General features: G+C 33.8%; 25 protein-coding genes. 14 read left to right on the forward strand and 11 right to left on the reverse strand.

Annotation, left to right across the window (positions count from 1 at the left end; translation table 11 throughout):
• Positions 1 to 5 precede the first annotated feature (5 nt).
• A complete protein-coding gene (locus OQK60_RS06960; RefSeq protein WP_297685449.1) occupies positions 6 to 845 on the forward strand; it encodes a serine/threonine-protein kinase in 840 nt (279 codons plus the stop codon).
• A gap of 6 nt (positions 846 to 851) precedes the next feature.
• Positions 852 to 2,033, forward strand: a complete 1,182-nt coding sequence (locus OQK60_RS06965) for a hypothetical protein (protein WP_297685451.1) — start codon at positions 852 to 854, stop codon at positions 2,031 to 2,033.
• Positions 2,034 to 2,035: 2 nt separating this feature from the next.
• Here OQK60_RS06965 and OQK60_RS06970 read toward each other — a convergent pair whose 3' ends face one another.
• The 6 genes from OQK60_RS06970 to OQK60_RS06995 form a co-directional block, all read right to left on the reverse strand.
• Positions 2,036 to 2,767 carry a PP2C family serine/threonine-protein phosphatase gene (locus OQK60_RS06970; RefSeq protein ID WP_297685453.1) on the reverse strand — a complete coding sequence of 244 codons (732 nt, stop codon included), beginning with the start codon at positions 2,765 to 2,767 and terminating at the stop codon, positions 2,036 to 2,038.
• Positions 2,768 to 2,769: 2 nt separating this feature from the next.
• Positions 2,770 to 3,531 carry a DUF4145 domain-containing protein gene (locus OQK60_RS06975; RefSeq protein WP_297685454.1) on the reverse strand — a complete coding sequence of 254 codons (762 nt, stop codon included), beginning with the start codon at positions 3,529 to 3,531 and terminating at the stop codon, positions 2,770 to 2,772.
• Between the two features lie 128 nt (positions 3,532 to 3,659).
• A complete protein-coding gene (locus tag OQK60_RS06980; protein WP_297685456.1) occupies positions 3,660 to 4,430 on the reverse strand; it encodes a hypothetical protein in 771 nt (256 codons plus the stop codon).
• Positions 4,431 to 4,478: 48 nt separating this feature from the next.
• Positions 4,479 to 4,874, reverse strand: a complete 396-nt coding sequence (locus OQK60_RS06985; protein WP_297685458.1) for a hypothetical protein — start codon at positions 4,872 to 4,874, stop codon at positions 4,479 to 4,481.
• Between the two features lie 16 nt (positions 4,875 to 4,890).
• The gene (locus tag OQK60_RS06990; protein ID WP_297685460.1) at positions 4,891 to 5,874 is read right to left on the reverse strand and encodes a hypothetical protein; all 984 of its coding nucleotides are present in this window, start codon (positions 5,872 to 5,874) and stop codon (positions 4,891 to 4,893) included.
• Positions 5,875 to 6,002: 128 nt separating this feature from the next.
• Positions 6,003 to 6,272, reverse strand: coding sequence for a hypothetical protein (locus OQK60_RS06995; RefSeq protein ID WP_297685461.1), 270 nt, complete (start codon positions 6,270 to 6,272; stop codon positions 6,003 to 6,005).
• Between the two features lie 192 nt (positions 6,273 to 6,464).
• On the opposite strand from OQK60_RS06995, the gene OQK60_RS07000 reads away from it, so the two are divergent.
• The 3 genes from OQK60_RS07000 to OQK60_RS07010 all read left to right on the forward strand — a co-directional run bounded on the left by OQK60_RS07000 (position 6,465) and on the right by OQK60_RS07010 (position 9,207).
• Complete coding sequence (locus tag OQK60_RS07000; RefSeq protein WP_297685463.1) at positions 6,465 to 6,806, forward strand: helix-turn-helix domain-containing protein; 342 nt, start codon at positions 6,465 to 6,467, stop codon at positions 6,804 to 6,806.
• Between the two features lie 284 nt (positions 6,807 to 7,090).
• Positions 7,091 to 8,443, forward strand: coding sequence for an NADP-specific glutamate dehydrogenase (gene gdhA / locus OQK60_RS07005; protein WP_297685465.1), 1,353 nt, complete (start codon positions 7,091 to 7,093; stop codon positions 8,441 to 8,443).
• Between the two features lie 11 nt (positions 8,444 to 8,454).
• Complete coding sequence (locus tag OQK60_RS07010) at positions 8,455 to 9,207, forward strand: MnmC family methyltransferase (RefSeq protein ID WP_297685466.1); 753 nt, start codon at positions 8,455 to 8,457, stop codon at positions 9,205 to 9,207.
• A 6-nt stretch (positions 9,208 to 9,213) separates the two neighbouring features.
• Here the strand turns inward: OQK60_RS07010 and OQK60_RS07015 are convergent, their stop codons facing one another.
• The 3 genes from OQK60_RS07015 to OQK60_RS07025 all read right to left on the reverse strand — a co-directional run bounded on the left by OQK60_RS07015 (position 9,214) and on the right by OQK60_RS07025 (position 12,829).
• The gene (locus OQK60_RS07015; protein ID WP_297685468.1) at positions 9,214 to 11,430 is read right to left on the reverse strand and encodes a methyl-accepting chemotaxis protein; all 2,217 of its coding nucleotides are present in this window, start codon (positions 11,428 to 11,430) and stop codon (positions 9,214 to 9,216) included.
• 76 nt (positions 11,431 to 11,506) lie between these two features.
• Positions 11,507 to 12,118 (reverse strand): riboflavin synthase, encoded by a 612-nt coding sequence (gene ribE, locus OQK60_RS07020; protein ID WP_297686235.1) that lies wholly within the window; start codon positions 12,116 to 12,118, stop codon positions 11,507 to 11,509.
• 24 nt (positions 12,119 to 12,142) lie between these two features.
• On the reverse strand, positions 12,143 to 12,829 hold the full coding sequence (locus tag OQK60_RS07025) for a tetratricopeptide repeat protein (protein WP_297685469.1): 687 nt from the start codon (positions 12,827 to 12,829) through the stop codon (positions 12,143 to 12,145).
• 313 nt (positions 12,830 to 13,142) lie between these two features.
• Here OQK60_RS07025 and mnmG point away from each other — a divergent pair, with 313 nt between their 5' ends.
• The 5 genes from mnmG to OQK60_RS07050 are packed head-to-tail and all read left to right on the forward strand — an operon-like array spanning position 13,143 to position 18,591.
• Positions 13,143 to 15,020 carry a tRNA uridine-5-carboxymethylaminomethyl(34) synthesis enzyme MnmG gene (mnmG, locus tag OQK60_RS07030; protein ID WP_297685471.1) on the forward strand — a complete coding sequence of 626 codons (1,878 nt, stop codon included), beginning with the start codon at positions 13,143 to 13,145 and terminating at the stop codon, positions 15,018 to 15,020.
• Positions 15,017 to 15,814 carry a hypothetical protein gene (locus OQK60_RS07035; protein ID WP_297685472.1) on the forward strand — a complete coding sequence of 266 codons (798 nt, stop codon included), beginning with the start codon at positions 15,017 to 15,019 and terminating at the stop codon, positions 15,812 to 15,814. The genes mnmG and OQK60_RS07035 overlap by 4 nt, the downstream gene beginning before the upstream one ends.
• A gap of 60 nt (positions 15,815 to 15,874) precedes the next feature.
• Positions 15,875 to 16,399 carry a ubiquinol-cytochrome c reductase iron-sulfur subunit gene (gene petA / locus OQK60_RS07040; RefSeq protein ID WP_297685474.1) on the forward strand — a complete coding sequence of 175 codons (525 nt, stop codon included), beginning with the start codon at positions 15,875 to 15,877 and terminating at the stop codon, positions 16,397 to 16,399.
• Positions 16,400 to 16,413: 14 nt separating this feature from the next.
• A complete protein-coding gene (locus OQK60_RS07045) occupies positions 16,414 to 17,628 on the forward strand; it encodes a cytochrome bc complex cytochrome b subunit (protein WP_297685476.1) in 1,215 nt (404 codons plus the stop codon).
• A 9-nt stretch (positions 17,629 to 17,637) separates the two neighbouring features.
• Positions 17,638 to 18,591, forward strand: a complete 954-nt coding sequence (locus OQK60_RS07050) for a c-type cytochrome (RefSeq protein ID WP_297685478.1) — start codon at positions 17,638 to 17,640, stop codon at positions 18,589 to 18,591.
• A 251-nt stretch (positions 18,592 to 18,842) separates the two neighbouring features.
• On the opposite strand, the gene OQK60_RS07055 is transcribed toward OQK60_RS07050, so the two are convergent.
• Positions 18,843 to 19,310, reverse strand: coding sequence for an RDD family protein (locus OQK60_RS07055; RefSeq protein ID WP_297685480.1), 468 nt, complete (start codon positions 19,308 to 19,310; stop codon positions 18,843 to 18,845).
• Between the two features lie 266 nt (positions 19,311 to 19,576).
• On the opposite strand from OQK60_RS07055, the gene OQK60_RS07060 reads away from it, so the two are divergent.
• From OQK60_RS07060 to OQK60_RS07075, 4 genes are all read left to right on the forward strand, one after another.
• Positions 19,577 to 20,827, forward strand: a complete 1,251-nt coding sequence (locus OQK60_RS07060) for an alginate export family protein (RefSeq protein WP_297685481.1) — start codon at positions 19,577 to 19,579, stop codon at positions 20,825 to 20,827.
• 127 nt (positions 20,828 to 20,954) lie between these two features.
• On the forward strand, positions 20,955 to 21,920 hold the full coding sequence (moaA, locus tag OQK60_RS07065; protein WP_297685483.1) for a GTP 3',8-cyclase MoaA: 966 nt from the start codon (positions 20,955 to 20,957) through the stop codon (positions 21,918 to 21,920).
• Between the two features lie 3 nt (positions 21,921 to 21,923).
• A complete protein-coding gene (locus OQK60_RS07070; RefSeq protein WP_297685485.1) occupies positions 21,924 to 22,682 on the forward strand; it encodes a 7-carboxy-7-deazaguanine synthase QueE in 759 nt (252 codons plus the stop codon).
• 2 nt (positions 22,683 to 22,684) lie between these two features.
• Positions 22,685 to 23,266, forward strand: a complete 582-nt coding sequence (locus OQK60_RS07075) for a 6-carboxytetrahydropterin synthase (RefSeq protein ID WP_297685486.1) — start codon at positions 22,685 to 22,687, stop codon at positions 23,264 to 23,266.
• Here OQK60_RS07075 and OQK60_RS07080 read toward each other — a convergent pair.
• Positions 23,263 to 24,525: a molybdopterin molybdotransferase MoeA gene (locus OQK60_RS07080; protein WP_297685487.1), complete on the reverse strand. Its 1,263-nt coding sequence runs from the start codon at positions 24,523 to 24,525 to the stop codon at positions 23,263 to 23,265. The two genes, OQK60_RS07075 and OQK60_RS07080, sit on opposite strands and share 4 nt — an antisense overlap.
• Between the last annotated feature and the right edge of the window lie 152 nt (positions 24,526 to 24,677).

The following is a 24,677-nucleotide window of genomic DNA, read 5'->3' on the forward strand; positions in this document are numbered from 1 at the left end:
CAAGAATGATTGATAACAGTTGCTTAGAAGAGATAGGTTTAAGTGAATGCCAAAAGCTTAAAGAAGCAGGGCAGAAAGTAGTTTATAAAGCTAATTCGAAAGAGTTTGGAACTGTTATCGTTAAAGTTATGAAACCAAATCAAGACTTGAGAAGAGTTTTGCGAGAAATTGATATTGTTAAAAATATTGAAGAACTCAATACATCTAAAATATTCAAGAATGATTCTTTAACATGCAATGGTGTTGATTATCTTTATGTAATTGAAGAATTTATATCTGGGGAAAATTTAAAAGATTACATTAGCCGTGTTGGCACTATAGATTTTGATGAAGTATGCAAGTTTTTAAATACTATGTTAGATGAACTTGTTATATTAGAAAAAAACAACTTTGTACACAGAGATATAAAACCAGACAATATTATGAGAGATGAGGAAGGCAACTTTATTCTCATTGATTATGGAATAGCACGAGATTTATCAGGAACCTCTTACACTGATACAGAATCGGCAACTGGTCCTGCGACAATTGCCTATGCTCCAATGGAACAAATAGACAATGAAAAAGAAAATATTAGTAGTCAAGTAGATTTATATTCCTTGTCATTGGTTGCCTATGAAATGATAAGTGGTATAAACCCATTTTCAGATGGATGTAGCACAATATCACAAGTTATTCGAAAAATAGACAAAGGAAATTTTGAGTTTTTAAAAAATGAACACTTTAATGAAATGCTCGAATTTATTCATACCAATATGAATAGATATAGAACAAAAAGAGCAGAGAGTGCAAGTTATGCCAGAGAGTGGTTTGATGATATATATACTAACTTATGTAGGGAGTAATAACTGATGGATTTATATTTACAACTTGGTCATGGAATGATGGGCTATTGCAAGGAACTCATAACTAAATGGGGGGAAGGTACAGTTATACTAAGCCCAAGAGATTTAACAGAAGCACAAACAAAAAAATTTTCCAATGAACTTCTTAAACTTAACGGTAAAACTTTATTTGACCCTCAATACTATAATCCAAGGGCAGACCATCATAAATTAACAGAATGGACTCATTGGTTCGATGATTTTGATACATCATTACTTTCTGATAATGCATTTTTGGAAAGTAAGTTTCAAGAGATTAAGCATATCAATGATTATTGTCATACGTCAGCTTACATAATTCCCTCACGTATTTGTGAAGAACCTGATAAACGATGGAAGCAAGAACAAGAGTCATCTATTGAAAGAGCTATTCATGTTTTTGATGATAAAGAAAAATATTTAACAATAGCATTGTCATTTGATGTTCTTACGAACGAGAAAAGCATTGAAAAAATTATTGACATGTCTTCAAGTTGGGATATTGATGGTTATTATGTAGTGCCTGGAGGCGATTATTTAGAAGAAGATTCTTACTGGTTAATGAATCTTGCCCAACTTGTAGCAGGTTTAAAACTTCAAGATAAAAAAGTTATTGTTGGCTATAGCAATCATCAAATGTTATCATTGGCTTGTGCAAATGTAGATGCTATTGCTTCTGGAACATTTTTAAATATTAGAAGTTTTAGTGCAGGTAAATTTGACAATCCTGATTCTGATGCGGTTAGCAGAAGGTCAGTTTGGTATTATTGCCCTCAAACATTATCTGAGTATGGAAAAAGAGCTTTAGACAGGGCTTATGACTATGATGTATTAGATGATTTAAAGCCATTTGGAAAGATTAATAAATATGTAAAAATATTATTTAGCGGAGCAAAGCCATCTACTGTAGAATTTGGTGACTCATTAGCTTTTAAACATTATCTTTTAACACTAAAAGAACAATGTCTTTTGGCGAAGAGAGACACTTTTGAAAAAACAATAGATTATCATCAAACATTATCGGATAATGCTTCTGACCTAATACGAAAATTAGAAAAAAATGGCGTTAGAGATGCAAAGAGAAGCTTTAGCAATATAGTAGAAGTCTATCAAGATACACTTTTTAAGCTCAAAAAAGAAAGAGGGGCTTTACTTAAAAGAAAATGGTAATATCATTCATTATCAATGATAATAACACTAATATCATCTTTTGAGTTATTTGCCTTTGCCTGTTCTATAAGTTTATCAATATTAGTCTGCATATTTTTAGAATCAATCAAGACTTCTTTTATGTTATTCTCTTTCATATAGTCATGAATACCATCTGATGTAAGCAATAATTTTTCCCCTGACTCAAAGCTATTTTTATACACATCTATACGAATTTCATCATTAGCACCAAGTGACTGCAAAATAATATTCTTTTTAGGATGACTGAACCTCATATCTTCACTTATAACACCATCATCTATAAGTTTTTGAGTATAAGTATGGTCATTAGTAAGTTGAACAAGATTGTTCTGGGATGTAAGTTTGTAAACTCTTGTATCTCCTATATGATATATTGTGATTTTTTCATCTATTGCGAAAACAATAGAGAACACTGTTGAAGCTTTACCATTATATTTTTTTAAAAGTTCTTGATTAGTGTTTTTGATGATATTTAAAATAATTTGATGGGATAAAATATTTGAATTCTTACTTAGATTTTCCAGTAATACTCTTGAGGCAATATCTCCAAACTCACTACTTCCAACACCGTCAGCTATGGCAACAATAAAATGATTTTTTGATAATTGTTGCTTCTTTTCTTCATTTTGAGACACAAAGGAGTTAATTAAAAAACAATCATCATTTTTCGTTTTATATTTTCCATGTTGTGTTTTTCCGTAAAATTTAAACATTATTATACCCCCTTCTTAGTATTGATTTTTTTAGCCAACTTTTTAACATGTACATGCTTATTATCAAATAATTCTTCTAAAACAAAAGAAAGCATATCATAGCCATCAAAAACATCATCAATTTTCATATCTTCATCACAATGACTACCTGCATTACCAAGCCATTTTATGGCTAAACATATATCTTTAATTTTTTTATATTTTACAGGTAATAATTCAATTCTTTGATGAAGATTTAGTCGTTGTCTACGTCTGCCAATTCTAACATTAAATTGTTTAATTTTTAAATGAGTTAGTAGACATTCTACTGCAATCCTAACCTGATTAGCTGAAGCAGATTTATTTATTAAAACTGTGGAAAAAGAATTCTCAATAGCTTTTTTTACACTCTCTGGTGCTTCATTAGGTATTTTAAAAATTTGTAATGTTGGATGAAAAAACAATGGTCTATAGTATGCAACATATTCATAATCATGTTGTCCTTCTTGATTATAAAAGTATTCCTGTTCAAGATATCCATAACCAGAGCTTGCAACAGATTCTTGGCATTTTGAGTTTGTACATGTAAACATCGCTGTATAGGTTAACATAGCCATCTCTGGGTCAAACCATTCTTCATTCCATCCTCTTTTAGTTCCGCCCGTATCCTCTGAAATAAAATGCTTCTCACTACTGTGCAATACACCATTTAAACAACTTGGACATATCCAGTTTGGAATGTTGTCTTTTGTAAATTTTTTTTTATATGGAGTTCTGTCAATCATTATTTTAAGTGCCTTATTCAATACCGCAATCTATCTAAATCTTAATTATTATTTAGTAAATTATAGCTAAAACAATTAACATTAGGTTGTTTCATACTTTAACTCTCTTATTAAAGTAATAGTATTCTTTATTGTGTAGTTATGCACGGTTTTTGAATATTTACATATATAGCCATATTTTTTACAGTTATATATTTGTCTGATGGTCTATCCATATTTCTTACTATTTTTATATTGCCTTCTTTAATTTGTTCTAAGATGTAATCATATCTTTCGTATGTTTCTAAAGCATTCCATATAGAATAGTATCTACTTGATAAATATTGATATAAAAACTTTATTACATAGTTGGGAATAATCTTTCGTGAGCAACTATATAGAGGCTGTTTATAATAGAGCTGTTTTTTGTTTAGTTCATATTTAACATTAAAATTTGCAAGCTTATATTCTTTGACTGCATAATCATAATTTGTGTCTTCTTTTTCAGGAATTGTCACATCACTATTTGTTGTCTTCATCTTTAAATCCATATATTTGACTGCTTCTTCAATTGGTGCAATATCATCGTAAAAGAATTGAATGTGCAGATGAGGGTTAAAAAGCTTAGTTAATGCTCCTTGGTCTCGTCCAAGTTCAATATTTGCAAAATACTGTACTTTTTGATTTGCATATACTTTTCTCCGAAGGATAGAGTTTAGTTTTTTCATCAATCCTTGACGGTACTCTTTTAACGTACTAATACGCTCATCACCTATAGTAACTGTAACAAGTGCTTTTTGTCTATGTCTATTCTCTGCATATAAAGCATAATATGTTGCCAAGATAGTTCTATGCTTCTTTTTAATATCTTTAATATTAATTGAGTTTTGTCTGTTTTTCTTTATAATAGTTGTGTTCATGTAATATTTTGCTCAGAAGGTTAGAAGTCTGAGCAATCTCCCTTTTATCTATTTATCAATTTTTAAATTTCCACTTTTAGATTTTAAATCTTTGATTATTGTTTCATTCTTGTTATTCTGTTCTTGTTTAGCTATTCTCTCCTGTTCAGCAAGAAAATATTTTTTATCTCTATATTCTTCATCTATTTCTTGAAGCTCCTGTTGTCGTTGTTGAATCTGAGCCATAACTTTTATATTGCTGTCTTTTAACTGTTCCTTATGCTCCGTCATATTATAAATTTGATAAGCATTTGAAAGCTGGGTCTTATGATGTTTCATTAAGTTTTTAATCTCTTCTAAAACCTGTTTTGTATTAAACTCAAGATGATTATTTTTAGAAATCCATCCTGCAAAAAATGATGTTATAGCTATAGTTAGTATTATTAATAGTGTTGTTGTTTCCATATTTATGTCTCCAGAATTAAATTAATTTGTTATTTATAAGCGTTTTTTGCTTGTTTTTAGCCCTTTTGGCTACTTGTTCGTCCTGAATGTGCTGTGCAATATTTAAGACTTCTAAAACCTCGTTTTTTAGCATAATTTCAATTTCATCAGCTAATGGGTGATTATTTTCTGTGATACTCTTTATTCGTTCTTTCTCAAGCTCTCTTATAAGTAAGACCTTGTTTTGTGCATTGGAATCAAAGCTATGCCAAATATAGTTGGGGAATTGCAATAAGCTCGTAAATTTTTTCTTGTGTGAATACCTAAAATTATTATCTTTGAGATATGTACCCCATTTATCTTGAAGCTTCTGTACACCATTTTCTCGTATCATCTCATACTTAATTTGCTTATTTCCATGCTCATCAAGTAGATACTTGCTTTTTTGCTTTCCTCGGTTATGTTTTAAAAAAACTGGATTACCATCAGAAGTTAAAAAAGGCTCACCTTTTTTCTTTGGATTAAACTCATCATTAAAATTAAAAGATTGTTCTTCTTGATTCCAGCCTGAAAAAACTAAGTGAAAGTGAGGGTTCTTTTCATCTCCATGATACACATAAGATAAAAGCTCGAACTTCTTTTCAAGAGGCTGCTCTTCTAAAAACTCATCAATGAGTGCTTTATGCTGTAATACATCAAAGCTATTTATTTCATCTTCTGTTAAATCCTGAAAATCAAAAACAAGTTCAAATGCTCCAACACTATTCGAACGATGTGGCTTCTCTTTTATTTTCTTGATTTGCTCAAAACTCATTCTTTTAAAATATACATTCTTATATGAATTCTCTTCGTTGATGTTTGTTCTTTGCTTTGATTTCATCTCATAACGATGATTGATTTCTAATCGCTCATTATGTTTTTTTGTCGCCGCCAAAGAATTATTATCGACACCTCGAACTAAGCCGTTCTTAGTTTTAGTATCAGCAAAATTTCTTTTTTCTATCCGTAAAACTGCTGTCATTTTTATACCTCCAATCATAGATGAGTATAATTGGGATTTAAAAAAAATGCTTTTATTTCACATGTGAAAGTAAAACCAGTTACACCTTTTCGCAAAATGACGAAAGTACTGGCACTTGAGCAGTGGGCTTATTTATTTTGAAGTTGCGACTTATTATCCAACAATTGGCAGGCAATTTTATTCAATACTGATATATCATAAACTCTTGCAGTACGAAGGACATCTTCAAATAGTTCATAATGTTCTGTATCTAATTGGCGAGTAATACCTAAGAGGTTTACATCTTTATAATCTTTATGATTAAAAATGTTTAATATAACAGCTCTAATATAACTAATAGCCGAATAGCCTTGTTTTACATCTAATATAAGTTCTAATCCACCATTATCTAATTTCATAACAATTCCTTTAATCTTAAGTAAATCTTAATAAAATATTAACAGAAACTTAAACTTATGTCAAGCTTAAATAAAGAAAGTTTTGTAGTTATATTTTATGAATCAATTTTAGAGATATGGGAATACTCTTATTAAATATGATAAAATTTGCTTATGGGAAAATGAATAAATTGTGAAATATAGGATTTTTATATGATAGAGTCAAAAGAAGTAAGTTCATTGGACAGTGACAAAATTAAATTAATTAGACAACAGTCAAAAGTATCATCATTGATAAAAGCACTTAACGAGCAAAAAAGCAAAAGTGAGAGTTTAGAAAAAAAATCTCAAGAAGTTAATATGACAAAAATACAATCAAAAAATAATATTACAGTAAAAGAGTTTGCAGAAATATATAATATATCTAAGACTTCGCAACAAAACTATAGAGCAAGATTGCATGACCCTTTACCTTTTCATCAAAAAGTTGAAGGTGGAAAGATTGTATATGTTGTTAAAGAAGTGGAGCAGTGGCTTGAAAATCAACATAAATAATAAAGAAAGGAATTCAATTTTGAACCATTTTGAATTAATAAGTATCATTCTAACTTGTATAAAAAATTGTATAATAAATTTATTAACACTCGAAAAATCCCTAAATAAAGGCATATATTTTAATAAAATACATATGTGGGGTAACGGCTTATAGATATTTCTCTAATGTAGAGTATATATTAACTTAATACTTCCTTATACAATAAGATTATATTAATTAAAATTAAGATATTATTAAAAATAGAGTTTTTACAACACTCAAAATTTATAATTAGGAAGTATATATGCCATATGTAAAAGAAGTTTTTGAATATTTAAAGAGATCTAGCCCATCTCAAAAAGAGTTTTATCAGGCTGCTGAAGAGGTACTTGAATCACTTAGACCTTTAATGATTAAATACCCAAAATATAGAGATCATAAAATTATAGAGAGAATTGTTGAACCTGAGAGACAGATACTGTTTCGTGTAAACTGGGTTGATGACAATGGTGAAATTCAAGTAAATAAAGGTTACAGAATAGAGTTTAATTCTGCGTTAGGACCATATAAAGGTGGTTTAAGATTTCATCCAAGCGTAAATGCAGGTGTTATTAAGTTCTTAGGTTTTGAGCAAATTTTCAAAAATGCCTTATCTGGTCTTCAAATCGGTGGTGGTAAAGGTGGAAGTGACTTTGACCCTAAAGGAAAATCTGACAATGAAGTTATGAGATTTTGTCAAGCATTTATGAGTGAATTATACAGACATATTGGTGCAAATACTGATGTTCCTGCCGGAGATATCGGTGTTGGTGCGAGAGAAATTGGCTATATGTTTGGAATGTATAAAAAACTTGCAAACAGATATGAAGGTGTTTTAACTGGAAAATCACTTAAGTGGGGTGGCTCGCTAGTAAGAACTGAGGCTACAGGTTATGGTGCGGTTTACTTTGCTAAGTACATGCTTGAAGGTAGAGGCGAAACTCTTGAAGGCAAGAAATGTGTAGTTTCTGGAAGTGGAAATGTTTCTATCTATACTATAGAAAAACTTTACCATCTTGGAGCTATACCTGTTACATGTAGTGACTCAAATGGTATGATTTATGACGAAGAGGGAATCGACTTAACACTTCTAAAAGAGTTAAAAGAAGCAAGCAGACAGAGACTTACTGAGTATGTAAAACACAGACCAAATGCAAAATATACTCCTATTGAAGAGTATCCTGAGGGTTGTAACGGTGTTTACACTGTTCCTTGTTATGCAGCATTTCCAAGTGCAACTCAAAATGAGTTAAATCTAAAAGATGCTAAAAACCTTCTTGACAACAATTGTTTTTGTATAAGTGAAGGTGCAAACATGCCTTCAACTCCTGAAGCTGTAGATCTTTTTGTCGAGTCAAAAATCTGTTATGGTCCAGGTAAAGCTGCAAATGCTGGTGGTGTTTCAGTTAGTCAACTTGAGATGGCACAAAACGCTTCAATGGTGAACTGGACTTTTGAAGAAGTAGATGCAAAACTAGACCAAATTATGAAAAACATTTATGATAGTGCTAGTGAGACTGCAGCTGAATTTGGAGAGCCTACAAACTTAGTTTTAGGTGCAAATATAGCAGGTTTCAAAAAAGTAGCAGATGCTATGATAGAGCAAGGTTTAGTTTAAAAACCAAAATAATGAGTAATTTTGATGATGAATTTCACAAGATTACTCTGAGTGGGGATGGTTCGTACACGGCTTATTCAAAAGAGTATGACGAACATTATCACTCAACAAAAGATGGTGCACTTAGTGAGTCTCTTTATAAACATGTGTATCCAGCCTTTAAAATCAAACAAAACAAAGAGAGTATAAACATACTAGACATCTGTTTTGGTCTTGGTTTTAACACCTTGGCAACTGTCTATCATCATAAAAAAAATAATCTTACATGTAAACTAAATATCTTTTCCCCTGAACTTGATGCCTCTTTAGTAAAAGCACTCGTTGACTTCACTTATCCAAAAGAGTTTGATGAGTTTGGGCATATTATTTTAGAGTTAGTAAATCACGGTAGTTACACGGATGAGTATCTACATGTAGAACTCTTTTTGGGTGACGCAAGAGAGTATGTAAAAAAATTTGAAAATAAATTTGACATAGTGTATCAAGACGCATTTTCCCCATCAACAAATCAGACTCTTTGGACAAAAGAGTATTTTAACGATATAAAAAATTCTATGAAGCAAGATGGAGTTTTAACTACATATTCGACGGCACTTGCCACACGGCTCGCTCTTTATGAGAATGGTTTTAATGTTTATGTAAACAGCGGTAAAGATTTTAGGAATGCAACGGTTGCGTCTTTGAAAGAACTCGATGAGTTTGTACATGTAGATATGAAACATAAAATTTCATGCAATCCACATGTTAAACCTTTAATGGACTAAAAAGGACTAAGTATTAAACTTGTCAAGCTGAGTTTTAAGAGTTTGACTGATGCTGTAGAGTTCATTTGAACTTGTTGATATATTCATAGCATTCTCTCTATTTTGATTAACAATTTTATCAATTGACTCAATATTATCTAAAACCTGTTTTGCTTTTTCTTGAACTTCTTGTGTGTTTTGCAGGGATGAAGAAGCCAAATCAGCAGTTGTTGTAATGATATCTTTTGTACTTTGAAGTTTCTCTCTCATCATCTCTGAGTCATCGCTAAGTGCTCTTGTTTTTTCTACATTGTGATTCATCTGATTGCTCGCATCCGTGATAGATTGAATGATGACACTAATATTTGCATGAATCTCACCTATTGCTTTTTGAGTACTCTCTGCTAGTTTTCTAACTTCATCAGCAACAACTGCGAAGCCTCTTCCATGTTCACCGGCTCTTGCTGCTTCGATTGCGGCATTTAAGGCGAGTAAGTTCGTTTTATCTGCAATGTCTTCTATGATTCCAAGAACATCACTAATCTTTTGGGCATCGTTTGTCAGCTGGTTCAGATGAGAAGCAATATCCTCTTCAATTTGAGCATTAAGTTGAATCTTGTCGACTATATCTAAAACATTTTCTTGTAGGTTTTGTAAATTATCTTCTGCTTGAGTTGTAACTTCTTGAGTTTTGTGAACATTTTGTGCAGTAGTTGAGAGTTGAGTTTCCATCTCATCGCTCATCCCTTTTGTTGCATGTACAAGGTCAAATTCTTTTTGAGCTCCATCACTAATAGAGGCTGCGCTGTTTTTCATATTTTCTGTATGTTCATTGTTCTTTTTGGATGAAGCCTTAGCTTCATTTAGCACCTCTTGCACCTCTTGCAATAGCCTTGTGAAGGCTGTAGCTACCTCACCAAGTTCGTCTCTGTGTTTATGCTGTAAATTTGCATGTGATAAGTCAAGAGAGTTTAATGTTTGCACCATATTGTCTTTGATAGTGTTGATAGATTCTTTTATAAATGCATATAGACGAAGATTTAACTGTGTTGATACAAGTATGAAAAATACAATCAAAATAAGTATATCGTAGAAGCTTTTTAGTAAGTCGTATGAAGTTTCATTGTAGATAAATTTGATTTTAGCATTTACTTTTTGCTTAATCATGTTAAATTCTCTATTTATTATGCCACTAGTAAGAGCCCAGTCATTTGAGGCTAAAGTATGCAATGTGTTTATATTTTCATTCATATAGGCTTGTTCTAGTTTATTTAAAAGAGGTTTTGCATTTTGGTATTCAGCTATTATTTTTTCAAAAGAGGTTTTGATGTCTTCATCAGTGTAAAAAGAGCTTTTTCGTATATCTGCAATAACCCTTTGCAAATTTTTCTTAGTCTCCACTAAAGATAATCTAGCTCCTTCAAAAGCAACTAATCCTGTTATAGAGTTTGAGAGATTATTTTGGATGGAATTAAAATCATTTATAGCAAGAAGCAGCTCGTTTTGCGGCTGAAAATAATCTTCATAAATTGTTTTTATAGAATTATTGGCATTGTTAGAAGCGTTTAGGGAGAAGTAGCCAATTACAACCATACTTATAGACACGACAAATATGTTGCTCAGTAATTTTTTAGCAATAAGTAAGTTTTCTCTGTTTATTAAAAATTTAAATATAAAATACAGGAGAACAAACATAACAAGAGCAAGTGCTACTCTAATGCTAATATGAGTGTAAATATCAGTTTGAAACTCTTCTACTTTTTTTTCTGAAATACTGTTAATACTGTCAACAAAAAAACCATCTTTTTTCCATTGCGATATGCCGTCTTGCATCCAGTAGACATTTGTGTAACCATCTTTAACGCTTGTAACAGCTGCTTTATACGATTTCCAGCATTTTTTACCGTTGCAGTAGAAAATAAGTTGAGATGATTTGTCACTAGGCAGTCTTGAAGTGTTATAAAGATCATTTGAAGTATCAAAATTTACAATTTTATTGTCATCTCCGCCTTTTTCATCATAGTAAGCAGAGATAGCTCCAAGAATATGCTCAGCAGCATATTCCGGTACTTTTCGAGTATCGACAAAGATTGCACCGCTTTTTTGCATTTGTAAGGCTTTTTGTGGTGATACTACGGTTACGCCATATTGTTTTGCAATTTCAGCATCAGGAGTAAGAGGTTTGGCATAAGCGCCAATATACAAGATAGTCAATAGGAGAAAAATATTTTTAATAGTCTTCATAAAGTGTTACCTATTTGATTGAATTTAATAGTAGTATATCAAAAAATAATCACATTTTATAAATTGTTTTTAAATTTTAATATCTTGCTGTTATTGATTCAACTTCATCCCAAGACAGAGCCTGTTTTTGATGAGAAATAATATGTGAGACATACCTGGCAAACATGTCTGTTTCAATATTTACCTTAGAGCCTTTGCGGTAGTTTTTAAAGAGTGTCTCTTTCATGGTGTGCGGGATGATAGTCAGTCTAAAGCTGTCAGGGTTTACATCATTTACAGTCAAGCTGACACCATCTACGGTAATAGAGCCTTTTGGAATAATAAAAGGAATAAATTTTTTCTCTACACTGATAAAAACATCAAAAGAGTTGCCGTTGTTTTTTATCTCTTTTATAGTCCCTATACAATCTACATGTCCTTGAACTACATGCCCCTCAAATCTGTCACCCATCATCATAGCAGGCTCAATATGAACTTCGTTTTTGTAGTTCTCCATTGCCAAGAGTTTTTGACTCTCAGGGGATAGTTCAACACTAAAGCCATCGTTTAAAACTTTTATAACAGTAAGACAGGCTCCGTTTATGGCAATAGAATCACCAAGTTTTGCCTTGTGTTTTGCTTTTATACTCAAAGTGCTGCCGGACAGGCTTTTAACATGGGCGATTTCTCTAATTAGTCCTGTAAAAATGTTGTCCCCTTTAAAAAACTTTTGTTAAAATACAATTTTGCCTTCATCTTGAAGACCTTTGATAATCTCTTTAGCTTTGGCATGCCCTTTATAAGCAGCTTGTCTACATAAGTCGAGCGCTTTTTCATGGTCTTGTTCGCAACCGTAACCTTGATCGTAAAGTTGACCAAGGTTGTAAAGTCCTTGGGCTAAACCACCCTCGGCAGCCTTGCTAAAACATAAAAAACATCTTGCTCTGTCTTGCTGTACACCATGACCATCTTTATATAAAACACCAAGGTTGTTAAAAGATTCCAAGTGTCCGCGTTTTGCTCCCTCTTCATACCAAAAAGCAGCTTCTGAATAGTTTTGAATACAGCCTAGACCACGCTCTAACATAAGTGCGACTTCATACATTGCAGGCGGCACTTCTCTGATGGCTGCTTCCATATGTAAGTCATGCGCTTTAAACTGGTCATGCTCTACACCGCCGATACCATTCATATAAAGGATTGCTAAGTTAAAGAGAGCGTAGGGTTGTTTAGCCTCAGCTGCTTTTTCGTATAACTCAAGTGCTTTTTTTTCATCTTTTTGGCAGCCCTGAGCATTTTGATACATAAACCCAAGTGAAGTTTGAGCATCTGCGTTGCCATCTTCGGCTAGTTTTGTGTACATGTCAAACGCAGTTTTAAAATCGCCGCTGTTATAAGCTTCATGTGCTTTTTCTATCATAATTATTAAAAACCTTGTTTAATTTTTCTATTCTCTGTCAAATTATACTTAAAAATGATAAAATTCGATTTAATAAAAAAGTTGCTATGACTAAATAGCTCTTTAAGCTCATTCTCATAATCACATCCTGTGATTCTTCCGAGGATAAAAATCAAAATTCATCCTTGAATTTTTGATGATTTTTATAACCGCTGAAAGAGCTATATAGTCTTCATAAATATATAAATATTTTCTCGCCAAAGGCGAAGCTTTAGTGACTGAATAAAAACTGGACGAGTTCAGTTTTTATGAGATTTGATAGTAGGAATTATATATGAACTATGATGTAATTATTGTTGGTGGTGGTCACGCCGGAGTTGAAGCTGCCCTCTCAAGTGCTAGAATGGGTAACAAAACTTTGATGATTTCAATGCTTGCAGAAAATGTTGGAGCAACTTCTTGTAACCCTGCAATAGGCGGTTTGGCAAAGGGACATTTAGTTCGTGAAATTGATGCACTTGGCGGAGAGATGGGGCTTATAACTGACGCGGCAGGGATTCAGTTTCGCATCCTTAATCAGACAAAAGGTCCGGCTGTTCGTGGAAGTCGTGCGCAAATTGACATGGACAAGTATCGTATAATTGCTAGAAATACTATATTAAACACACCAAATTTAAATCTTGCTCAAGAAACAGTTGAGTCTTTGATTATTGAAAATGATGTAGTTTTGGGTGTAAAAACCGACCTTTTAAATGAATATTTTGCATCTAAAGTTATCGTGACTTCTGGTACTTTTTTAAATGGTATTATTCATGTAGGCGAAGTGCAAAAAAAAGGTGGCAGGTACGGTGAAGAACGAAGTGAAGGCTTAAGTGCTTCACTAAAAAATGATGCAAAACTCAATATTGCTAGATTAAAAACAGGTACTTGTGCTCGTCTTGACAGCTCAACTATTGATTTTTCAGTGATGGAAGAACAAGGTGGAGATGAACTGCCAAGCCCTTTTTCTTTTAGAACTGACCGCGAAATTTTTCGCCAAACTAAAAAACAACTTCCATGTTACATAGCTTACACGAATGAGCAAACTCATGAGATAATCTCTTCAAATTTTTACCGTGCACCACTTTTTACGGGTCAAATAGAGGGGAAATCTCCAAGATATTGTCCATCTATTGAAGATAAGGTAAGTAAATTTGCAGATAAAGATCGACATCATCTTTTCATAGAACCACAAACTATGGATAATACAGAGTGTTATATAAATGGACTCTCAACTTCATTGCCGCCAGAAGTTCAACGAGAGATGATTAAGTCGGTAAAAGGCTTAGAAAATGCAAAAATTGTTCGTTATGGATATGCGATTGAGTATGATTTTGTAGACCCTCGTGAGCTTAAGCACTCGCTTGAGACTAAAAAAATCAGCGGACTTTATTGTGCCGGTCAAATTAACGGAACCACAGGTTATGAAGAAGCGGCAGCTCAAGGACTTATGGCTGGGATAAACGCAAGTTTATCTTTGCAAGGTAAAGAGCCGCTTGTGCTTCGTCGTGATGAAGCTTATATAGGTGTTTTGATAGATGATCTTGTTACTAAAGGAACTAACGAGCCTTACCGTATGTTTACAAGTAGGGCTGAGTATAGACTTTTACTTCGTGAAGAGAGTGCTGATACCAGACTTTCTCATTATGGTTATGAGCTTGGACTTCTGAGTGATGACATGTATGAAAAGGTAAAATTAAAAAATCAGCAGATTCAAGATGGTGCAAAACTTCTTTTAGATACCGTATATACGCCAAATAAAGAGTTTAATTCATTTTTACAAAGTATCGGTGAAGAGAAGATAAAAGATATTATCACAGCTCAGCAGCTAGTAGCTAGAAAAACTTTTGATGTTGCTAAGATGGTGGCACTTCTTCCTGAGTTAAACAAGTATGATGATTATATTAAAGAAGAGATTCTTGTAGAGGGAAAATATCATCGATATATCATTATGCAAAGCCAAGAGATACAGAAGATGAAAAAATATCTCAAAATTCAAATTCCCCAAAATTTTGACTTTGTATCTGTAAGTGGATTATCAAAAGAAATTGTTGAGAAGTTAGAGACTTTTAATCCGCCAACACTTCAAGCAGCGTCAATGATAAGCGGAATAACTCCGGCTGCAATAGAGATACTACATATATACATAAAAATAGCAGGAAGAAATAAATGAAAAATTACTACTATGTTCATACAGGTCACAGAATAGGACTGGATAGATTTAGAAGAGCTTGCACAACTATTCGAGCACTCGGTGATGCAGACATAACGCTTTTGTGTTCAGATTTTCGTATAGCACAGGTTGCAAGAGATTTTGGAGTGGAGAAAAGTGTTGGGATTGATGTCGTTAGAAACATTCCCCATATTGCTAATCATGGAGATAAGCTTATATTTGACTCAGATGAAGCAAACCCTGTAATGTTAGAAGATATGAAACAATTTTTCTCTACATTTATACATGTAAAGAGTAATGAAGTAGTTGTAGATGATAAATATTGTGAGCAAAAAGACAAAACTATAAAAATCGCTTATTTTTTCGGTGATGATGATTATGAAAAAGATTTAGAAAAAAATCTTTCATTTGTTGAAGATTTAAATCCAGACTTACTTTTAGGTTTTTACTATTTTTTAGATTATGAAGACATGCTAAAAGAAAAGTTTAAAAATTATCATGAGTTTGAAGATTATGATGAAGTGATACAAAAATCAGAAATTCTTATTACTGCATCTCCTCAAGCTGTTTTGGAAAATCTTGCATCTGGCGGGAAGCCGATATATATCCAAAGAGATGACTATATAACGGAGTTTCAGGAGATTTTTGAGAATCTAAACATCCCAATTATAAAAAAATACAATAAAGCTGAGTTTATTGAAGTTATAAGTTCAATAAATAGTCATAATTATGTAAAATTGAAACAGAATAATTATAATTTAGTAGATTTGATAAAAGAAAACTTAACTTTATAGTTAATTAAAACATATTTGGTATATAATCAGTCTTTAAAAAATATGTGAAAGAGGGCAAACATGCATAACAGTAGCCGTAGAGGGTTTATGGGTAAAGCATTTGGCGCCGTAGCAGGTGTTGGTGCAGTCGGTTCATTGGTAGCAATGAAAAAAACTTGGGATCCGCTTCCAAGTGTTAAGGCAGCTGGTTTTACTACACTTGATATGTCAATATATAAAGAAAATCAGTTAGTAACAGAAAAATGGAGAGGTAAGCCAATCTTTGTTTTGAAAAAAACTGCAGCAATGGTTGCTTCGCAGACAGATGAACAAAAAGAGCGTGATATTGTTGTTGACGGCTCTCACTTTATGCTAGCAATCGGTTTATGTACACACTTAGGTTGTATTCCTGCATATAAAGGTGAAGCAGAAGGTTTCTTATGTGCATGTCATGGTGGAAAGTTTGATTGGGCTGGTGTTGTAACACAAGTACCGCCACCGCGTGGTTTTGATATACCTCCGTTTAAGATTGATGGAAACAAAGTTATACTCGGTGAAGTTGGACCAGAATATAAACAGATGAAAGAAACTGGCATTACGCTATAGAAAGGGGAAAGTAAATGGCACATTTTACAAAAGCAACTAGTGTTAAAGATTGGTTAAACCAGCGATTAGCAGTTGAGAAAATAGAAAAAGTAATGGCATCTGAGTACTGGATTCCAAAAAATATTAACTTCTTATGGGCAATGGGTATGGTTCTTGTAATCACTTTTGCACTACTTGTAGTTTCAGGTATATTTTTATTAATGTACTATGTACCTACTGTTGATGAAGCATTTTATAGTGTAAACTATACTATTATGAGAGAAGTTGACTTTGGTTGGCTCTGGAGACATATACACGGTGTCGCGGCATCAGTAGTTTTCTTGGTTATCTATATTCACATGTTTACAGGTATATATTATGGTTCTTACAAAAAGGGCCGTGAGTTAATTTGGGTTTCGGGTATGCTTCTTTTTGTAGCATTTTCAGCTGAAGCATTCTCTGGTTATATGTTACCATGGGGACAAATGTCTTATTGGGCTGGTATGGTTATTACTAACCTATTTGCCGGTGGTTCACTACATGCTGATGGTTTAGTTGAGTGGATTCGTGGGGATTATGTTCCTGCTCAAGCATTCTTAGGCCGTTTCTTTATGCTACATGTTTTCTTATTACCATTAGCAATTATGGCACTAATAGGTCTTCATTTTGCTGCTCTTCGTATACCGCATGTTAACAACCAAGATGGTGAAGAGATTGATTTTGATGCAGAATCTAAAAAATATTTAGATGGCGACAAAGCTGGTTCAAAAGTTATGAGATTTGCTAATGACTTTATGTCTAAAGATATGATGGTTGTTGGAATTTTCTTAATCTTCTTTTTCTATCTAGTATTTTGGAATTATAGTTTTGCAATGGATCCGGTAAACTTTGACCCTGCAGATGGTCTTAAGACTCCTGCACACATCTACCCTGAGTGGTATTTTTTATGGTCTTATGAGATTCTTCGTCCATTTAATATTGACTTAGGTCTTATACTATTTGGCTTTGCTCAAGTTATTTTTGTTCTTTTACCATGGTTAGACAGAAGTCCAAATGCTGTTCCTGCAAACCGTCGTGGATTATTTGCAATCTGGTTCTGGGTAATGCTCTCTAATATGATAATTTTAACAGCTATGGGTAAGTTACCGCCGGAAGGTGTATTTAGTCAAATTGGTCTTGTTTCGGCAGTTCTGTTTGTCGTTCAATGGATAGCACTTCCATTTATAACAGCACGCGAAAAAAAAGTATAGGGAGATAGGATGAAAAATAAAGAACCAATTATATTAGCAGTTGTAGTATTCTTCTCGCTAGCAACTTATTATCTTGTTGAGCCTTTTGCTCACCATGTATTACATAAGAAAGTAATAGAAGCAAAAAATGAAGGTTTTGCATATAACGATTTACCGGCGATAACAAAAACCGGAAATGCTGCAAGCGGTAAAGATTTAGTTGTAAATGGCGGTTGTACCGGCTGTCACTCAATAGAAGTAGCTGGTATGCCTGCCCCAATGGACGCAGTTACAGCTGCTGGCGCTTACGGTGTTAATCCACCGGACTTAAGTAATGCTGGAGCTATTTATGATGCTAAATTCTTAGCAGACTTGATTAAAAACCCTGCACATGCTCTAAAAGTTGAGCATAAATTTGATGCTGCAAAAGGTGAAATGCACCCGATGGTTTCATATTATGGAATGGGCGGCGATATAGATCAAGAAGTTGCTGACATGGTTGCATATATGCAATCTATTGCTGTAAAACCTGAAGATGTTACACCTGCAATGGCGTATGAAGACGCTTGTGGTAGATGTCATTCAGTTGAGTATGAAAAATGGACTCAAATCGGTGAAAAACCAAAATTCAAGCATGAGAAAGACTCTTTAGCGTTTGATATTAAAGTTATAGAGTATCAAGAATCTCTTATTAAATATATGGGTAAATTACCACCGGATTTAAGTATGTATATCCGTTCTCGTGGAGATGACTTCCTTAGTAAACTGATTGAAAATCCTCAAAATATTCTTGAAGGAACTGCTATGCCTCGTGTAGGTGTAACCGCAGATGCTGCTGAGAAAATTATTGAGCACATGAAAGATGCCGGTGATACTAAGCGTCATGAAAGAGAAGAAATAGGTAGAAATGTAATGATTTACATTATTATCTTCGCTATCTTTGCTTTCTTGTGGAAAAAACAAGTGTGGAGAGACTTACACTAATTTAAAATATCTAAGGAAGTATACCCGCAAGGGGGCACGCTGATTCCTTAGATTTCGCTGGCGCCGCTATGGCAACTCAGCGTGGAGAATCCCATGTGTTAGCATTCCTAAAAGCTTGCCTCTTTCGAGGCAGATTTTACTCTTACTTCAACAATTCGTTAACACAATTCTAAAACTATCTTAATTGTTCAATTTCGGCAATTATATTAAAGTATTAATTTATTACATGTAAAGTTTTTTTCGCTCTCATGCTATGCTTTCTTCTCAACCACAACAAGTGTTTTACATATAAGATCATGAAGAGCTTTGTTATCTTTTCTATAAAATGGAAGAAAAAGTCCCAAAAGAGTTGTTGCAGTAAATAAAAATGCTAAAAATCTCAATAAAGCTCTAAAGAAACTGATAGTCTCTCCGGTTCTGTCATCAACTACTTTCATGTCATATGCTCTTTTACCTGGGGTATGTCCAAAGTTACTAAGTAGCAGCGCATAGATGAGCCCGTAGATACTCACCGCTATCAACGGTGCAAGCTCTGATGATTGAAAATCATCTTTTCCACTCATAACTACATAAGCGATTATGTATAGTATCGGAGCATAAATCATAAACATGTCAGTTATAAATGCTTTTATTCTATAGCTGTATCTAGCATGCATATATTTAGGTTTATTTATTGTTGGAGTTGTTTTATTTTGTTTTTTTAGTTTTCTAAATCTCATAGCGCCATTATAACAGATAAACAGGGTATTATCAAAGTTGATTTATCACATAAAAAAGTGCTTAATATATACAGTTAATGGTAAAAAGTAAATAAATTGACAATTTTACTATAATTTAAACTTAATTTAAAAATTAGAGATGTAGAATGTGTCAAGTCGTAATAAATCACATAATTAGAAGTGATACTTGAATGACACCTTTTTTGCTAGGGGTTGAGGTATCACTTCTTTAATTAAGTGACAAACAGACAAAACAGGAGATATAAATGAGAAAAATGTTAAAAATGTCAATAGCTGCAGCTATGGTAATGGGGATTGGTTCAGTTTCAGCACAGGCAGATGGAATTGATATCGTTAGTAATGTTAAAGTGAAAGGTGAAATCAGAGCTCGCTTTGAGAATGTTGAAGATTCTGGAACAGTTGCGACAGATGCTACTGGGGATGCGAATGCATTCACAAATCGTTTAACTATCGGTGCTAGTGGTGATTTATTTGGTACTGATTGGTTATCTGCTTATGTAGAGATGACTAATGTATCTGCTTTAAACAATAATTATAACGATGGTGTTACTAATCCAAATAATAAGAGTACAGTAGTTGATCCAAAGCAAACTCGCCTTACTCAAGCATACATAGATGCTAAGTATGGTAAGACTAATGTAAGAATTGGTCGTCAAATGATTAATCTTGACAATCAAAGATTTGTTGGAGCTGTTGGCTGGAGACAAATGTTTCAAACATTTAATGCTGTTACTGTTACAAACAGCGATGTTGAAAACTTAAATCTATTTGCTTCATATATAACTGATAGAAATACAGTTGCATACGAGGGAACTGCAGACTCAAGAGATTTACTTTTAAATGCAAAATATAAAGTAATGCCAGAGTTAACTGCTACTGCTTATGCTTATATGATAGGTACTCAACATGATACTTATGGTATCGCACTTACTGGTGATGTTGCTGTTTCTGATGGTGTTAAAGTAAGTTACCGTGCAGAGTATGCTACACAAACTGACCCTTCTATGGAGAAATCAGGTACTGATAATAGTGCTGTAGATGTTGATGCTGATTACTACAGACTTGGTCTTGGTGTGAATGCAAACGGTATTTTAGCTGGTGTTTGTTATGAGTCATTAAGTGGTGAAGATGGTGTTGCCGGTGGTGATACTGCATTTAAAACACCGTATGCTACACTACATGGTCAAAATGGATGGGCTGATGTATTCTTAGGTAATGGTGGTTCACCAACTGCTGGTTTAGAAGATATGAGCGCTTATGTTGGATATAAAGCTAAAGATTTTGGTACTTTAAAAGTTGTTTACCATGATTTCCAAAGCGAATATGGAAGTACTGATTACGGTACAGAAATCGATGCTGTTTATTCAAACAAAATTCCTGGTGTTAATAACTTAACAGGTTCAATCAAAGTTGCTGACTTTGACAGTGACAATGTTAATTATGCTGATGTTACAAAATTCTGGGCAATGCTAACTTACAAATTCGCTAGCAACTAGAACTTTCTTATTTTCAAGTCACATTTGTGGCTTGAAAACACTTCTTTAAAATAACTTCAAAAAATTTAACTTCACTTTTACTTCCAAAAGATATAATACCTGCATATAAAATAGTTTAGGAATTATTATGCTAATTGATAGCTATGATAGAGTAGTTGATTATCTTCGTGTCTCTGTAACTGAGCGCTGTAACTTTAGATGTCAATACTGTATGCCGGAAAAACCTTTTTCATGGGTTCCAAAAGAGAATCTGCTTAGCTTTGAAGAACTGTTTTTGTTTATGAAAATAGCTATAGATGAGGGCGTAAACAAAATCCGAATAACCGGTGGAGAACCGCTACTTCGAGAAGATTTAGATAAATTCATCAAGATGATTTATGACTATAAACCGTCTGTAGATTTAGCAATGACTACAAATGCATATTTGCTTAAAGGTACGGCGCAAAGGCTTAAAGATGCAGGACTTAAACGCATCAATGTAAGCATAGATACACTCAAGCCTGAAGTCGCTCAAGCTATTGCCGGAAAAGATGTTTTAAAAAATGTTTTAGAGGGTGTTGAAGAAGCACGCAAAGTCGGCCTTAAAGTAAAAGTAAACATGGTGCCTATGAAGAACATGAACGCCAATGAGATTGTAGATGTTTTAGAGTACTGCAAAGAGCGTGACATGTCAATAAGATTTATAGAGTATATGGAAAATCAATTTGCAGCTAAAGAGATAAGCGGGCTAAAATCTGATGAACTTTTAAGTCTTTTACGAGAGCATTATGAGTTTGAAGATGAGGGCTTTGACGGCTCATCTCCTTCACACTACTTTCGTATGAAAGACGGGTACAGATTTGGTTTGATTGAGCCCTATGAAGATGACTTTTGTAAAAAATGCAACCGCATCAGGCTAACTGCTGAGGGCAACCTCATACCGTGTCTGTATTTTGATGAGGCACTAAGTATCGGCAAGGCCATCAAGGCTGGCGACATCCAAGCTGCTGCTGAAGTTTTAAGAGAAGTGGTAAGGACTAAGCCTGAAAAAAACAGATGGGGCGGCGAGGACTCGGAGACTTCATCTCGTGCTTTTTATGAGACTGGTGGATGACAAATGCTCTATCTAGTTGAGCATTTTTATAGCATCCAAGGTGAAGGCAGATATACAGGTGTGCCTTCACTTTTCTTTCGTTTTGGCGGATGCAATATGAAATGTGAAGGTTTCGGTTGTGAAGAACTCTCTCCTGATGGTGTTAAAGTCTTAGGATGTGACACTGCATATGCAGTGAACAAAGAACACTTCTCAAAAAACTGGATACCTATAAACAGTGCTAAAGAGCTTTTACTTGTTTTAAAGCAGTATGACTTACCTCGACATGTAGATATAGTTTTAACCGGTGGAGAGCCTCTGATATATGCTAATGACCCTGTATTTGTTGAGTTTTTAGAGGCTCTTCACGCAAGCGGGCACAAGATTACATTTGAGACAAACGCTTCTTTACATGTAGACTTTGAAAAATACCCTGTATACAAAGAGTGTATATTTGCTCTGTCGGTAAAACTATCAAACTCTGATGAGCCTTTAAACAAAAGAGTCAGAGGTGATGTTATCTACTCTATAGCTTCAAATGCTAAAGAGGCATTTTTTAAGTTTTCTATTGATGCGGAGTCTATTACTTTGGGATTAGAAGAGGAAATAGAGAGTATAATAGTGCACTCACCAAAGACTTTGGTTTACTGTATGCCTCTTGGCGGAAGCAAAGAAGAAGTTGAAGCAAACACAGAGCCTTTGATAGAGTTTTGTAAGGTAAAAGGCTATAATTTTAGCGATAGACTTCATATTCGAATATGGGATCAAAACAAGGGTGTTTAAAGATGATAATACGAAAACTTTTTAAATTTGAAAACGCTCATATAGTCAGAGGCTGTTCTAGTGTTAAATGCAGAAGTTCAATCCATGGACACTCATACAAGGTTGAACTTCTGTTTGAATCTAACTTTTTAGATAATGGACAGATGATATATGACTTTGGACTTATGAAGCAAAATATGAAAGCTTTGATTGACTCATTTGACCACGCTATTACACTTTGGAGCGGTGATGATGAAGAGTATATAAAAGATATGAAAAAACACTCTGACAGATGGCTGCAGCTGCCGGTATCTCCATCGGCTGAACAGTTTTGCCGTGTTATATTTTTGATGATAGACAGACTTTTAAAACTTACATCAAGTATAAATGGCGAAAAAGAAGTAAAACTTCACAGTGTTATAGTTCATGAGACGGCTACAGGTTATGCACAAGCTTTTAATGAAGATGCTTATTCAAAAAATATGGGAATTATTGATTTAAATGAGATAGTTTTTTCTGATGAAGTAAAAAACGGTTGGAATGACAGTGAACTTTGGGAAAAGATAAAGCGCGGCGAGAGTTTTATAAACCCTCAAAGTGTTTAAACTCCAGCTTCACAACTGATTAAACTAGTAACTTCTTTGGATGTAAAACTAAATCTTGTAGAGATTACCTTTACTTTGGAACCCTCTGGCAACAGTCCACAATTTTCATCAATTATAATATAAGAGTTTGAGACTGCAAGAGGCGATATCATACCCGGAGAGAATCTTTTATATGGAGTAAACGACTTGCCGTCAAAAAATCCCGGCACTAAAGTTCTTCTACCAAATTTTAGTCTGTAATCACTAGCTATTTCTGATTCAATATAGTTGATATACTTAGATTCTTCACCGCTGAGAGCCAAGATGATACTTTGTCCAAAGAGTTCAAAGTTTAATGCAGCAGCTAAAGGGTTCCCTGGAAGATTTAACACTAAAGTCTTTTCAATTTTTCCAAAAGTTGTGGGTTTTCCGGGTTTTATCTCTATCTTATCAAAAATTATTTGATACCCAAAAGTTCCAAATGCCTCTTTTGTAAAGTCTGCATCTCCAACACTAACACCGCCCGAAGTAATGATAAGGTCACTATCAAGCGCACTCTGTATGTGCATACGGATATCTTCAATAGAATCATTTGCCGTGCCTATAAAGTTGACTTCACAGCCAAGTTCTAGCGCTCTAGAGTAAAAAGTCGGAGTATTGGTGTTGTATAGTTGGTGTGACTCAACATTTTCAAAGTGCATTTTTAGTTCGTTTCCAGAGGCAAAAATAGCAATCTTTGGTTTTTTAAAAACTTTTACATGGCTGATACCCTGAGATGCCAAAAGTGTAATATGATGAGCATGAAGTCTTTGCCCTTTTGTTAAAAGTAGAGTCTCTTTTTGAATATCCTCTCCGCAAAAACGGATATGTCTGTTTTGTTTCAAATTTTGAGGTAAAACAATGCAGTCTTTTATTTCTAGAGTTTCTTCGGAGGTTGCACAACTGATTAGATTTACTTCTTCAATAGGAACTATACATTCACATCCAGCAGGTATCTTAGCCCCCGTCATTATTTTGATTGCATGGCCTGAGTGCAACTCTGCGCTTGAGTCGTCTCCGGCAAAAATAGTATGCAGCACTTCTACGGATTTGCCCGCGTCGCTACATTTTACCGCATAACCATCCATCGCAGAGTTGTCAAAGGGAGGAAGATTATGCTTTGCTATGACATCTTGAGCCAAGACATAGCCCAAAGTTGACTCAATTGGCAGAATTTTTAAAGATTTTATCGCTGCATTTTCATAAATATGTCTGAGTGCCTGTTCTATTGTAATAGCCATGTCTCTTCTTTTAATAAGTTTATTGTGAAATTTCACTATAAATGAAATTTATAATGAAAGTATTGTAACATATTTTACTTTTTTAACTCTCTAAATGAAGCTTAAAATCCTTTGTATAAAAGTATCGGTATTTGGACATGATTACCCTTAAA

Source organism: Sulfurimonas sp. (assembly GCF_026196735.1).
Taxonomy (GTDB): Bacteria; Campylobacterota; Campylobacteria; order Campylobacterales; family Sulfurimonadaceae; genus Sulfurimonas.